This is a genomic window from Micromonospora arborensis, assembly GCF_003205615.1.
GTDB classification, from domain to species: Bacteria; Actinomycetota; Actinomycetes; order Mycobacteriales; family Micromonosporaceae; genus Micromonospora; species Micromonospora arborensis.
Genome location: NZ_PYBV01000028.1, coordinates 81,812 through 93,698, shown reverse-complemented (window position 1 = coordinate 93,698; position 11,887 = coordinate 81,812). Strand labels below are relative to the sequence as shown.

Genomic DNA, 11,887 nt, shown 5'->3' with positions numbered 1-11,887 from the left:
CGGAAGCCGTCACTCGCCGAGCAGCCAACCGTTCTGCTCGGCGACCCGGATCGCCTCGGCCCGGTTGCGCGCACCGGTCTTGCCGATCGCCGCCGAGAGGTGGTTACGGATCGTCCCCTCGGACAGGTGCAGCGCCCCGGCCAGGTCGGCCACCGTGCCGCCGCTGCGAGCCGTCCGCAGCACCTCGGTCTCCCGCTCGGTCAGCGGGCTCACCCCGGCGGCCAGGGTTTCGGCGGCCAGCGTCGGGTCGACCACCCGCAGGCCGGCGTGCACCCGGCGGACCGCGTCGGCGAGCTGCCGGGCCGGGGTGTCCTTCACCACGAAGCCGCTCGCCCCGGCCTCCATCGCCCGGCGCAGGTACCCGGGCCGGCCGAAGGTGGTCACCATCAGCACCCGGCAGGCCGGCAGCGCGGCCCGTAACGCGGCGGCAGCGGCGATCCCGTCCAGGCCGGGCATCTCCACGTCCAGCAGGGCGACGTCGGGGGCGGTGCGACGGGCCTCGGGCACCACCTCGTCGCCGCGGCCGACCTCGGCCACCACGGTCAGGTCCTCCTCCAACGCGAGCAGCGCCGCCAGCGCGCCCCGGACCAGCGCCTGGTCGTCGGCGAGCAGCAGGCGGATCGGGTTGGGCTGCTCATCGCCGAGGCCGCTCACCGGGCCTCCGCCGGGACGTGCACCCGGAGCAGGAAGCCACTCCCGTCGGGCCGGCGCCCGACGGTCAGCGAGGCGTCCAACTCCCGGGCCCGCTCCCGCAGGCCGACGAGCCCGTGCCCGGTGGAGTCGGGAGTGGACGGGCCCCGACCGTCGTCGCTCACCTCGACCCGGTCCGGGTGCACCCGGACCGTGCAGCACCGCGCCCCGCTGTGCCGGACCACGTTCGTCACCCCTTCCCGTACCGCCCAGCCGAACAACCGGTCCCACTCGTCCGGCAGCTCCGGCACCTCGGCCGGCAGATCCGCCGCGATGCCCGCCGCGGCCAGCGCGGAGCGGGCGCCGGCCAGCTCCGCGGCGAGGCTGACCTCGCGGTACGCCCCAACCGTCTGCCGCACGTCGGACAACGCGGCCCGCGCCAGCGCCTCCACCTCGGCCACCTCGACGGCGGCACGCTCGGTGTCCACCTCGATCAGCCGTCCGGCCAACTCCGCCTTGATCGCTACCACGGTCAGCGAGTGCCCCAGGATGTCGTGCAGGTCGCGGGCGGCGCGGGCGCGCTCCTCGGCCACCGCGAGCCGGCCGATCTCCTGCTGGGCGGCCTGCAGCTCGCTGTTGCGCTGGGCCAGCCGCGACACCCCGAACATGGCGAACGAGGCGAGCAGCACCGCGAAGAAGATGCCGCTCTCCGCCTCCCATCCCGGCACCAGCCAGGACGCCAGCGCGGGGGTCAGCGCGCAGACCACCACGCAGGCCAACGCCTCCCGCGGCGGCAGCAGGAACACCGCGGCCGCCGCGACGTAGACCAGGGCGGCCAGCCAGTCCCCGCCAGCGCCCGGGATGCTGGCCAGGCCCACCGCGAGCAGCAGCAACAGCCCGACCCGCGCCCGACCCGCCGGGATCGGCAGCAGCGACTCCCGCAGCCGGCGGGCCCACTGGAACAGCAGCACGTAACCGAGAGCGAAAGCGACAAGTGCCGCCACGCCGAGCACCCGCCGCCAGGGCTGTGGCTGGTGCCACGCGGTGGCGAGCGGCACGTTCAGGAAGAACAACCACACGGCTGCCAGCAGCCAGCCGGTGAACCGCCAGTGGCGGCTCGCCGACCGGGACTGCCCCGTCGAAAGGTCCATCGGGTTCACGCTAGCCGTCGCGGCGGTCAGACCCGCGCGGTGTCCCGCCGGAACAGCCGCGCCGCACCGAAGCCGAAGACCAGCGCCCAGGCGACGATATTGGCCACCGCCGCCATGTTCAGTCCGTCGCCGGTCAGTGGGGCGCGGGCCAGCACACCCACGCCGTACACCGGGGTGAACTTCGCGACCTGCTGAAGCACGTCCGGCAGCACCTCGACCGGGACGAACAGCCCACCGAACATGGCCAGCACGGCCAGGACCGGGCCGATGATCTGCATGACGTTCTCGGCCGGCGCCAGGTAGCCGATGAAGAGACCGAACGCGGCGAAGACCAACGAGCCGACCCAGGCGGCGAGGCCGGACAACAGCCAGACGTACAGCGGGATGCGAACGCCGGCCGCGGCACCGACGACGAACTCGACGACGATCGCGAGCAGACCGAGGCTCATCGCGGTGATCAGCTTGGTCGCCACGTACGCCGCCGGGCGCAGCGGGGTGAGCCGCAACTGCCGGCTCCAGCCCAGCGCTCGCTCGGTGGCCACCGCGCCACCGACACTGGTGGTCGCCACCATGGCCGCGTACACGGCCAGGCTGATCATGACGTACGCCGTCACCGGGCGGCCGTTGTCCAGCGACTGCCCGCCCTGTGGCAGGCCGAAGATGAGGAAGAAGACGCCCGGCATGATCAGCGTGAAGGCGAGGGTGCGGCGGTTGCGCAGCACCCGGCGCAGCTCGATGCGCAGGGCGCCCGGGGCGAACCCGCCCAGTGCGGGCAGCCGACGGTCCGGCTCACCGGCACGGGTGTGGGTGGAGGTGGGGGTGGAGGTGGTCATCTCAGGCTCCGGTGTGCGCGGTGGTCAGGGCGAGGAAGGCATCCTCGAGGTTGCGGGAGGTGATCTCCACGTCCCGGGCGTCGGTCCGGGTGAGCAGGTACCGGGCGATCGCGTCCGAGTCGCTGGTACGCACCAGCACGCTGTCGCCGCGTACCTCCACGGCGTCCACGCCGGACAGCGCGGCCAGCGTGGCCTGGTCGGCGCCGGGCAGGGTGGCCCGCACCGTACGACCGGCGGCCAGGTTCTTGATCTCCGCGGTGGTGCCGTCGGCGACGATGCGCCCCTGCCGGACCAGCACGATCCGGTCGGCGTACGCGTCCGCCTCGTCCAGGTAGTGGGTGGCGAAGATGACGGTCCGTCCGGCCCGGGCGTCCCGGCGCAGGGCCTGCCAGAAGTCCCGCCGACCCTCGACGTCCATGCCGGTGGTCGGCTCGTCGAGCACCATCAGGTCCGGGTCGGGCAACAGGGCCAGCGCGAAGCGCAGCCGCTGCTGCTGGCCGCCGGAGCAACGCCCGACCACCCGATTGGCGATGTCGGCGATGCCCGCCCGCTCCAGCACCTCGACGGCCGGGCGGGTGTGCCGGTAGAAGTGCGAGGTCATCTCGACCGTCTCGCCGACGGTGAGGTCCTTGAGCAACCCACCGGTCTGCAGGACGGCGGCGACCCGACCCCGGGCCACCGCGTTGTCCGGGGTGCTGCCGAGGACGCGGACGGTGCCGGCGTCCGGGCGGGCCAACCCGAGCAGCATGTCGATGGTGGTGGTCTTGCCCGCGCCGTTCGGGCCGAGGAACGCCACCACCTCGCCAGGCTGCACCCGCAGGCTCAGCCCGTCGACCGCGGTGACCGCGCCGAAGGTCTTGGTGAGGCCGTCCAACTCCACGGCCGGATTCGTACTGGTCATGGTGTAGATGTTCCGGCGTTGCGTACTCCGATGCCTGGAGCGGCCGTCACGCCCCGACCGTGACATTTGTCAGGGGCCGTCCCCGAGCCGCGGCGGCGCGGAGCGGACGCCGCGCGGAGCGATATACCTCAGAGTCATAGATATACCTCTGAGGTATATCGCTCACCAGCACGTCCGGCCCCACGGACGGCGGAGGATTTTCGCGCACCGCAACGGGTATCCGCCGGGCCGAACGCCGCGACACCGGGAGGATGCGATGGGTGCCACGCCGCAGGGCCGGGTCGACACGGTCGTGCTGATCCACGGGCTCTGGATGACTCCGCGCAGTTGGGAGGGGTGGGCCGAGCGGTACACCGAGCGCGGAATGCACGTCATCGCCCCCGCCTGGCCCGGCATGGACCGGTCCGTGGAGCAACTGCGCGACGATCCCAGCCCGATCGCCGAGCAGAGCATCGCCACGATCGTCGCGCACTACGACCGGATCATCCGGGCGCTGCCCCGACCGCCGATCATCATGGGGCACTCGTTCGGCGGCCTGTTCGCGCAGGTCCTTGTCGACCGGGGCCTCGGCGCGGCCGCGGTGGGGGTGCACCCCGCGGCGGTGAAGGGTGTGCTCAAGGTGCCGCTGAGCCAGCTACGCTCCGGCTTCCCGATCCTGCGCAGCCCCGCCAACCGGAGCAGGGCCGTCCCGTTCACCTCGGACGACTTCGCCTACAACTTCGGCAACACGATGAGCCGCGAAGACTCCGACCGTGCCTGGCAGCGCTATGCCGTCCCCGGTGCCGGCCGGGTGTTCTTCGAGGGCGCGTTCGCCAACGTCGACCCGCGCTCACCCGCCCGGGTCGACGTCGGACGCGACGACCGCGCGCCGCTGCTGCTGATGGCCGGCGAACACGACCACGTGGTGCCGGCGTCGGTGGTCCGCGCCAACGCGGGGCTCTACCAGAAGTCCAGGGCGCTCACCGCGTACGAGGAGTTCCCCGGCCGGTCGCACTTCACCGTCGGGCAGGACGGCTGGGAGAAGATCGCCGACTACGCGCTGGACTGGGCACTCCGCGCGGCGGCCCTGCCCCGGGAAGCAACGATCGCCAGCGAAAGCCCGCGCCGCTGACCCGCTGGTACGAATAGCCATCAGGCCCAGGACGGCGGTCGTCACGGCGTGGGCGACGCTTCAGCGAGGCGTGATATCGAAAGCGCGGCAAATTGATATCATCGACGCTGATCGCCTACCTGGGAGGCACCGTGAGCCGGACGATCCTCGACGTCGATGACGAACTCCTCGCCGAAGCCGGCAAGATTCTCGGCACCACGACGAAGAAGGCCACCGTCAACGCCGCTCTCAAGGCGGTCGTCGATCGGGAGAAACGACGGCAGTTCGCCGACTGGCTCAAGAGCGGCGGGCTGCCCGATCTGACCGGCCCCGTCGGGACCGCTGAGCCGGACGCGGCGTGAAGCACGAGCAATACCTGCTCGACAAATCGGCTCTTGCCCGCTGGCCGAAACGCCACGTGGCTCCGGTACTCGGTGAGCTCTCCGACCGAGGGTTGCTCGCGGTGTGCGGGGCTGTCGAGATCGAAGTCATTCACAGTGCCCGAACTGCCAAAGATGCGCAGCGTGCCCGGTGGTTGATGGGCGGCTTCCAGTGGCTCCCAATGCCTGACGAAGTCTGGGATCGAGCGATCGACGTGCAGGTGCAGGCCCTACACAAGGGCAACCACCGCGCGCTTTCCATGGCGGATCTGCTGATCGCCGCCACCGCCGAGCGACACGGGGTCACCGTCCTGCATTACGACGGCGACTTCGATCTCATCAGCGCGATCACCGGGCAACCCAGCGCCTGGGTCGTCCCGCCCGGCACCGCCGACTGATCACACGGTTTGCCTGGTTCTTCGGCATGCCGACGGCCTGGCGGGGTATCTCGGTGGGATGAGGGCGAGTTTCCGGCTTGGCCGGGTCGCGGGGGTACCGGTCGGGGTCAACTGGAGCGTTCTGGTCATCTTCGCGTTGATCGCGTGGGGGTTGGCCGCCAACCAGTTCCCCCGCTCGTACCCCGACCGCTCGCCAGTGGGGTACGCCCTCGCCGGGCTGGCGGCGGCGGTGGTCTTCTTCGTCGGCCTGCTCGCCCACGAGGTGTCGCACGCGGTGCTGGCCAAGCGCAACGGGTTGACGGTCGACGGCATCACGCTGTGGCTGTTCGGCGGTGTGGCCGAGTTGCGGGGCGAGCCGCGCGACCCGGGCGCGGAGCTACGGATCGCGGGAGTCGGCCCGCTGGTCAGTCTGCTGCTCGGGGCGTTCTTCGGCGCGATCGCCGCGCTGCTCGCGCTGGCCGGGCAGGACGGGCTGCTCTTCGGCGCGGTGGCGTGGCTGGCCGGCATCAACGTGCTGCTGGCCATCTTCAACATCCTGCCGGCCGCACCCCTGGACGGCGGCCGGTTGCTGCGCGCCGCGGTGTGGAAAGCCACCGGGGACCGGGCCCGGGCGTCCGTGGTCGCCGCCCGGGCCGGCTGGGTGCTGGGCGTGCTGCTGATCGGTCTCGGGCTGTGGCAGTTCCTGTCCGGGGTCGGTTTCGGTGGGCTCTGGCTGGCCCTGATCGGCTGGTTCCTGATCGGCGCCGCCGGAGCGGAGGAGCGGCAGGCTCGCACCGGCAGTGCGCTACGCGGGGTACGGGTGGGCGACGTGATGACCCCGCAGCCGCAGACCGCCTCCGCGGAGATGACGGTCGCCGACTTCGTCGACCACTACCTCTTCGCGTACCGGCATTCGGCGCTGCCGCTGACCGAGGAGGGCCGGCCGACGGGCCTGGTCACCGTCGACCGGGTGCGTGGCGTGCCGGCCGAGCGGCGGGCATCGACCACGCTGGCCGAGGTGGCCTGCCGGGCCGACCAACTCGTCCTCGCCCAGACGGGTGAGCAGCTCAACGACCTGCTCCCCCGGCTCAGTGAGTGCGCCGACGGCCGCGCCCTGGTGGTGACGGACGGCCAACTGGTCGGCATCGTCTCCCCCAGCGACATCAGCCGCGCCGTCCAGCACAGCACCCTGCGGGCTTAACGGGGGAAGTACCGGTCCAGTAGGTCGGTGCGGAACTTGCCGGTCGGGTCCAGGTGGGTGAGTTGGGCGGCGAAGTCGGCGTACCTCGGGTAGCGGGTGGCCAGCTCGGCTGGGTCGGTGACGAAGACCTTGCCCCAGTGTGGGCGGGGTGCGAACGGTGCCAGCCGTTCCTCCACCGCGGCCACCACCGGCAGCACGGCCGCGGTGTCGTCGATCCAGGTGAAGTGCACGACGAAGCTGTCCCGCTGGTGGTTCGGGCTGAGCCACAGTTCGTCCGCCGCCACGGTCCGCAGTTCGCTCACCAGCAGCACCGGTGCGATCAGGTGCGCCACGTCGTCCAGCGCGGCGAGCGCGTCGGCTGCCGCCGTACGCGGCACGTGGTATTCGGACTGCAGCTCGTCGCCGCTGCTCGGGGTGAAGCCGAGCTTGAAGTGCGGCAGCCGCTCGTGCCACGGGCCCGGCTCGCCGAGCTGCGGGGTGCAGTTCTCCGGCGGCATCCCGAGCACGGGGTGCCGTGGCGCGTCGGCGGCGGTGGTGCCGAGCCAGTCCGCCGGGGGCGGCGCCTGGTCCGCCACCTGCTTGCGCCACACCTCACGCAGCCGGGGCGTACGCCAGTCGGTGAAGACACTCACGCTGTACGCCGAGCCGAGAGCCTCGTCCAGCGCCTCCCGGTCCAGGTCGAGCGACACGTACTGGCGCAGCTCGAAGGCCGGCACCACGTCCAGGGTGACCCGGGTGACCAGGCCCAGCGCACCGAGCCCGACCACCATGCCGGCGAACGTGTCCCCGTCGGCGTCGCGGTCGACCCGCAGCAGGTCACCATCGGCGGTGACCAACTCCAGGCCGGCGACCGCGGTGGCCAGGTTGCCGTGGGCCTGGCCGGAGCCGTGGGTGGCGGTGGCGGTGGCGCCGGCTACCGAGATGTGCGGCAGCGAGGCGAGGTTCGCCAGCGCGTACCCCTGGGTGTGCAGTTGTCGGGCGACGTCGCCGTAGCGCATCGCGCCGCTCACGGTGACCTGCCTCCGCTCGTGGTCCACGTCGACGGCCTGGGGCAGCCCGGCGAGGGTGACCAGGTCGCCGTCGGTGTCTCCGAAGCGGTTGAAGGAGTGTCCGCTGCCCACCGCCCGGATCCGGGTGCTGCCGGCGACCAGTCGGCGCAGCTCGTCGGTGGAGGTCGGTCGGTGGAACGCCCGAGCGGCGTACCGCACGTTGCCGGCCCAGTTGCGGCGCGGAACGTCAGTCGCGGCGGCCGATGTGGCGTTCTGTCCCTGCACGATCATGTTGCGGTCTCCCGATCGGTGGACTGGTTCTCGGCCAACGCGGCGACGAGGGCGTCCAGAACCGTATCCGTCTGGAGCGTGTGGTAGCCACGCTGGGCGATCGGCAGACCGGCCGCGCTGGCGCGTTCGATCTCCCCCCGGGCCGCCTGCCGGGTGGGCGCGTCCCCGGACACCAGGGCGTCCTGGCCTCGTCGGATCAAGCGGTCGACCCGGTCCATCTGGTAACCCCGCAGGCCCACCGGGAGGTCCGGGTCGGCGAAGGCGGCGCGACGCAGAGCCGGCAGGTCGACGAAACGATCGCCGGCGTAGTGGGTGAGCGCGGCGGACACCTGCTCGGGCTGCTCACGGACCTGGTCGAGGACGAGCAACTCGATGGCGGGGCGACCGTCGAGTGGGTGGCGGGCGGTCGCCGGCTCGATCGGCACCCCCGGCGCGGGCACCAGCAGCAGCCGCGGCGATTTCGGGTAGCCGTCGCGTCGGGGCGGCTCGTCGAGGACCACCGCGTCGACCTCGGCCCACCGGATCATCCGACGGAGGCCGGGCCGTCGGATGGTGAGCCCCTCGGCCCCGATCCCGAACCGGAACGGTCGCAGCGCGCTGACCAGCGCAACTACGCCGAGCGCGACGGCACCCCCCGCGATGATCGTCCGGAGTAGGGCGCCGTCGCTGGGATAGACCAACAGGAGCACCCCACCGAGTACGCACACCAGGGCGAGCGCACGGGCCCCCCGATTCCGGCGCAGTTCCACGCTCGGACCCCCGTTCATGACCGTGGCGTCGGTCCCAGCATCTTCCGCCAAACCGGGCACCGGGGACACCGGTCGATCGGGCACGGTTGTTCTCGTCATCGTTGGGGAACCCTACGCTCATGAGCAGCTACCGAGATCCGGCCCTACGAGGCGACGTCTTCCCCTCCGAGGAGGAGATGGACCCGACCGGCATGGGGGTCGAGCAGGCCAGCGCGCCGCCGTCCGCCGGGTTGGCGAGCCATCCGGCGCCCACGCCCGGCCCCCGCCCCACTCCGGCGCCCGCCCCGGCACCGACACCGGTGCCGGCGCCCGGGCCGCCGCCGCGCGGGCCCGGTGCCGGGGCACAGTCGATCGTGACCCGGCACCTGGACGGGTCGGTGGAGGTGGTCACCGACCTGGATGGCGACGGCGTCGCCGACGTCGTCCAGATCGACGTGGACGGCGACGGGATCCCGGACATCACCTATGTGGACAGTGATCGGGACGGGCGGCTGGACACGGTGCTGCGCGACCCGCACGCCGCCGGAACGGGCAGCGGCGTCCACCGCGACGCCTGACCGGCCGTTCAGATGAACGGCGCCGTGGCGTACGCCGCCCGCAGCGCGGCCAGCCCGGTCGCCTTCGGGGTGAGCGTGCCCCATCCGGAGTTGAAGTAGTTGGTGCGCGCGATTCGCGGCCCACGCTCCGCGTTGAGCTGGGCGATGGCCGCCGGCACGGTCGCGATCCAGGCGGCTTGGTTGGGGATTTCCGCCACCCGCACCCCCCACTCGGCGATGAGCACCGGACGGGACAGCGCCACCGGCCCGAGGTCGGCCACCGCCCAGTCCTTGGTGCGGCGGAACCGGGCCAGCGCGGTGTGGCTGGCGTTGGTGGCGTAGACGTTCCACTGCAGGAAATCCAGGCGGGTCATCAGCGGTTCCAGGTGGATGCGCTGAAAGCAGGCCCGGTCGAAACCGGCGATCCCGACCGAGAAGGTCGTGCCGCCGGGCAGCGTCCGCGCCTTGAACCAGGTGAGGACGTAGTTGACCGCCTGCACCGCGCGGGCGTCGGACTGTGCCCAGGTGTACGCCACACCGGCGTCGGTGGTGCCGAACTCGTGGTCGGTGTCGAACTCGGAGGCGAGTTGGATGTTCACGCCGAAGCCGAGCGTCCGGTACTGCGCCAGAGCGCGGTGGAACAACCCGTCGCACTGGCCGTCGAGCACCTGGCTGTACCCGTACGCCTTCGGCCAGGTCGTGCCGGGGCGCTGCTGGATGGTCATCGACGGTGCCGGCACGGTGTAGGTGGTGCCGTCCACGGTGAAGGTCTGCGGCCCGTCCGGGGCACCGTAGTGCTTGAACTCCAGGACCATGTTCAGCTGTATCCCGGCCCGACCCAGGGTGATCAGCCAGGGCCGGTTGTAGCCGGGGAAGATGAAGCCGTCGGCGAAGCTGCGGTACTGGGTGAGCGAGCGGAAGTTGCCACCGGCCATGTCGGCGGTCGGGTCGGCATTACCGGCGAGGTAGTAGCCGCCGAGAACGGGTCGGCTTCCCACGGCGTAGTCGGCGGTGGCCGTCGCGGTGTTGCCGGCGGCGTCGCGGACCTGGACGGTGACGCGGGGCATCACGCCACCGCTCGGTACACGGCGACCGCGCCGTTGTCGGAGACCCGGGCCCAGGTACGGCCGGAGTCGTCGGTGACGCTCACGGTGAGCGGGTCGATGACGACGCTGGTGGTGACCGGTGCGCTGCTGTTTCCGCGCGCGTCGGTGACCACGATGGTGACGGTGAGCGGTTTGTTGTCGGCGTCGGAGTAGTTGACGGTCAGCAGCATCTGGTCGCCCGGCGAGTAGGCCGGTGCGCTCAGGGCTGCGATCGCGGTGGGAGTGGCCATGTCAGGCCCTCTCTGATTGGTCGCGGTCCGGGCGGAGCGAGTGACCGACGCTGGACCGGCATCCTGCACGGGGGGCGGAAAGAAGGGCGGGACACCGGCGCGGGCGACGTGGCCATGGGGCGGCGTCGGCGATGATGACGTCCTTGTCCCGGTGAGGATGACACCGCTGCGGGCGCCCCCAGCGGTGTCGGTACCTGCCGCAACAGTGCCCCGTCAGAGGCTCCACCGTCTTGTCAGGTGTACGACAGGGGCACGCTCTGACCTGGGAAAACGCGAAACCGGGCGGCTATCTGGACGCCAGCGGGACGCCCAACCCGAGCAGGAAGACGATCAGCGGCGCTGGATATTCAGTCGAGGTGGTCGGCGGGGGCCGTCTGGAGCAACCACGCCAGCGGCATCCGTGCCCGCTCTTCGTAGGTGCCGGCCCCGCCCAGCCGATGCAGGGCGACAGTCTGCGCGCTGTCCCGGTCCACCACCCAGTACTGCGGAATCCCCGCCGACGCGTACTCGCGGACCTTCGTCACCGAGTCCATCGCCTCCGAGCCCGGCGAGACGATCTCGACAACGAGTACGACATCGTCGACCGCGGCCCAGACGCTGCGGGTCGGCGGCTTGCGCCACACACTGAGGTCGGGGATGCGACCACCGTCGCCGTCCGGTCCCGCGATCCGCAGACCGGCCGCCTGAAGCACCTGTTCGGCGGGCCAACCGGCGATGATCAGCCAGGCGAAGAGGCGACTGGCGATCATGGCGTGGTCCGAATCGGGGGGCGGCATGACCGACAGGACCCCCTCGGGACTGGCCTCGTAACGGTGACCGTTCGGATCTGCGGCGTTCATCGCCGCCACGTCGTCGAGCGTCACGACGGCAGGCATGTGCATGCCAACTGCCTCAGCGCTCATGAGCCTCATCCTAAGCGACCAGTCGCACCGACTCCGGCAGCACAGGAACGCGTTTGGACAATAGCGTGGTGATCATGGGCGACTGGAAACTTCGGCGGGCCTTGGCAACGGACGTCGACGCGGTGGCCGAACTGCGGGCCGTGGTGCTGCGGGCCGATCTGGAGCGGCTCGGGCGGTACGACGAGCAGCGGGTACGGCAGCGCCTGCGGGACGGGTTCGCGCCGGCGTACACCTGGGTTGTCGAGGTGGACGGCGCGTTCGCCGGCTGCGTGGCGCTGCGCCGGGCGGACGACGCCCACTGGCTGGAGCACTTCTACCTGGCCCCGCATCTGCAGGGCAGTGGCATCGGTACGGCGGTGCTGCGCGAACTGCTGGAGCAGTGCGACCGCGATGGCGCCCGGGTCCGGCTGAACGTGCTGCAGGGCAGTCCGGCCCGGCGGTTGTACGAGCGGCACGGATTCACCCTCGAAACCGAGGATCCGGTGGACGTGTTCATGGTGCGCGAGCAAACCTCGCTCTAG

The 11,887-nt window shown here is 71.6% G+C and carries 15 protein-coding genes; 6 read left to right on the top strand and 9 right to left on the bottom strand.

The features are described from left to right. Nucleotides 1–9 precede the first annotated feature (9 nt). Genes C7C45_RS22170 through C7C45_RS22155 form a run of 4 tightly spaced genes read right to left on the bottom strand, consistent with a single transcriptional unit; the run spans nt 10 to nt 3,515 of the window. A complete protein-coding gene (locus C7C45_RS22170) occupies nt 10–654 on the bottom strand; it encodes a response regulator transcription factor (RefSeq protein ID WP_167454790.1) in 645 nt (214 codons plus the stop codon). After that, entirely contained in the window at nt 651–1,781 is a 1,131-nt protein-coding gene (locus C7C45_RS22165; RefSeq protein WP_110565616.1) for a sensor histidine kinase, read from the bottom strand. Before C7C45_RS22165 ends, C7C45_RS22170 begins: the two co-directional genes overlap by 4 nt. A 26-nt stretch (nt 1,782–1,807) precedes the next feature. Further along, complete coding sequence (locus C7C45_RS22160) at nt 1,808–2,614, bottom strand: ABC transporter permease (RefSeq protein ID WP_110565615.1); 807 nt, start codon at nt 2,612–2,614, stop codon at nt 1,808–1,810. 1 nt (nt 2,615) lies between these two features. Beyond that, nucleotides 2,616–3,515, bottom strand: coding sequence for an ABC transporter ATP-binding protein (locus C7C45_RS22155; protein ID WP_110565614.1), 900 nt, complete (start codon nt 3,513–3,515; stop codon nt 2,616–2,618). Nucleotides 3,516–3,771: 256 nt separating this feature from the next. Here C7C45_RS22155 and C7C45_RS22150 point away from each other — a divergent pair, with 256 nt between their 5' ends. The 4 genes from C7C45_RS22150 (at nt 3,772) to C7C45_RS22135 (ending at nt 6,563) form a co-directional block, all read left to right on the top strand. Beyond that, nucleotides 3,772–4,626, top strand: coding sequence for an alpha/beta hydrolase (locus C7C45_RS22150; RefSeq protein ID WP_110565613.1), 855 nt, complete (start codon nt 3,772–3,774; stop codon nt 4,624–4,626). Nucleotides 4,627–4,757: 131 nt separating this feature from the next. Continuing rightward, on the top strand, nt 4,758–4,967 hold the full coding sequence (locus C7C45_RS22145; RefSeq protein ID WP_110565612.1) for a type II toxin-antitoxin system VapB family antitoxin: 210 nt from the start codon (nt 4,758–4,760) through the stop codon (nt 4,965–4,967). Then, entirely contained in the window at nt 4,964–5,383 is a 420-nt protein-coding gene (locus C7C45_RS22140) for a PIN domain nuclease (protein ID WP_110565611.1), read from the top strand. The genes C7C45_RS22145 and C7C45_RS22140 overlap by 4 nt, the downstream gene beginning before the upstream one ends. A 58-nt stretch (nt 5,384–5,441) precedes the next feature. After that, nucleotides 5,442–6,563 carry a site-2 protease family protein gene (locus tag C7C45_RS22135; RefSeq protein WP_110565610.1) on the top strand — a complete coding sequence of 374 codons (1,122 nt, stop codon included), beginning with the start codon at nt 5,442–5,444 and terminating at the stop codon, nt 6,561–6,563. On the opposite strand, the gene C7C45_RS22130 is transcribed toward C7C45_RS22135, so the two are convergent. Next, entirely contained in the window at nt 6,560–7,843 is a 1,284-nt protein-coding gene (locus C7C45_RS22130) for an FAD-binding protein (protein WP_110565609.1), read from the bottom strand. The two genes, C7C45_RS22135 and C7C45_RS22130, sit on opposite strands and share 4 nt — an antisense overlap. Further along, the gene (locus C7C45_RS22125) at nt 7,840–8,592 is read right to left on the bottom strand and encodes a hypothetical protein (protein ID WP_146247373.1); all 753 of its coding nucleotides are present in this window, start codon (nt 8,590–8,592) and stop codon (nt 7,840–7,842) included. The genes C7C45_RS22130 and C7C45_RS22125 overlap by 4 nt, the downstream gene beginning before the upstream one ends. Nucleotides 8,593–8,711: 119 nt before the next feature. On the opposite strand from C7C45_RS22125, the gene C7C45_RS22120 reads away from it, so the two are divergent. Beyond that, nucleotides 8,712–9,149, top strand: coding sequence for a hypothetical protein (locus tag C7C45_RS22120; RefSeq protein ID WP_110565607.1), 438 nt, complete (start codon nt 8,712–8,714; stop codon nt 9,147–9,149). Between the two features lie 8 nt (nt 9,150–9,157). Here C7C45_RS22120 and C7C45_RS22115 read toward each other — a convergent pair whose 3' ends face one another. The 3 genes from C7C45_RS22115 to C7C45_RS22105 form a co-directional block, all read right to left on the bottom strand. Continuing rightward, nucleotides 9,158–10,195 (bottom strand): hypothetical protein, encoded by a 1,038-nt coding sequence (locus C7C45_RS22115; RefSeq protein WP_110565761.1) that lies wholly within the window; start codon nt 10,193–10,195, stop codon nt 9,158–9,160. Then, nucleotides 10,195–10,464 carry a hypothetical protein gene (locus C7C45_RS22110; RefSeq protein WP_110565606.1) on the bottom strand — a complete coding sequence of 90 codons (270 nt, stop codon included), beginning with the start codon at nt 10,462–10,464 and terminating at the stop codon, nt 10,195–10,197. Before C7C45_RS22110 ends, C7C45_RS22115 begins: the two co-directional genes overlap by 1 nt. Before the next feature lie 347 nt (nt 10,465–10,811). Then, nucleotides 10,812–11,366, bottom strand: coding sequence for a Uma2 family endonuclease (locus C7C45_RS22105; RefSeq protein ID WP_110565605.1), 555 nt, complete (start codon nt 11,364–11,366; stop codon nt 10,812–10,814). Between the two features lie 74 nt (nt 11,367–11,440). Here C7C45_RS22105 and C7C45_RS22100 point away from each other — a divergent pair, with 74 nt between their 5' ends. Further along, nucleotides 11,441–11,887, top strand: a complete 447-nt coding sequence (locus C7C45_RS22100; protein WP_110565760.1) for a GNAT family N-acetyltransferase — start codon at nt 11,441–11,443, stop codon at nt 11,885–11,887.

What these genes read in the sequence shown, in the direction of transcription:
- C7C45_RS22165 (WP_110565616.1), bottom strand. Translation starts at nt 1,781, where the DNA reads ATGGACCTTTCGACGGGGCAGTCCCGGTCGGCGAGCCGCCACTGGCGG.
- C7C45_RS22160 (WP_110565615.1), bottom strand. Translation starts at nt 2,614, where the DNA reads ATGACCACCTCCACCCCCACCTCCACCCACACCCGTGCCGGTGAGCCG.
- C7C45_RS22155 (WP_110565614.1), bottom strand. Translation starts at nt 3,515, where the DNA reads ATGACCAGTACGAATCCGGCCGTGGAGTTGGACGGCCTCACCAAGACC.
- C7C45_RS22150 (WP_110565613.1), top strand. Translation starts at nt 3,772, where the DNA reads ATGGGTGCCACGCCGCAGGGCCGGGTCGACACGGTCGTGCTGATCCAC.
- C7C45_RS22135 (WP_110565610.1), top strand. Translation starts at nt 5,442, where the DNA reads ATGAGGGCGAGTTTCCGGCTTGGCCGGGTCGCGGGGGTACCGGTCGGG.
- C7C45_RS22130 (WP_110565609.1), bottom strand. Translation starts at nt 7,843, where the DNA reads ATGATCGTGCAGGGACAGAACGCCACATCGGCCGCCGCGACTGACGTT.
- C7C45_RS22120 (WP_110565607.1), top strand. Translation starts at nt 8,712, where the DNA reads ATGAGCAGCTACCGAGATCCGGCCCTACGAGGCGACGTCTTCCCCTCC.
- C7C45_RS22115 (WP_110565761.1), bottom strand. Translation starts at nt 10,195, where the DNA reads ATGCCCCGCGTCACCGTCCAGGTCCGCGACGCCGCCGGCAACACCGCG.
- C7C45_RS22110 (WP_110565606.1), bottom strand. Translation starts at nt 10,464, where the DNA reads ATGGCCACTCCCACCGCGATCGCAGCCCTGAGCGCACCGGCCTACTCG.
- C7C45_RS22105 (WP_110565605.1), bottom strand. Translation starts at nt 11,366, where the DNA reads ATGAGCGCTGAGGCAGTTGGCATGCACATGCCTGCCGTCGTGACGCTC.
- C7C45_RS22100 (WP_110565760.1), top strand. Translation starts at nt 11,441, where the DNA reads ATGGGCGACTGGAAACTTCGGCGGGCCTTGGCAACGGACGTCGACGCG.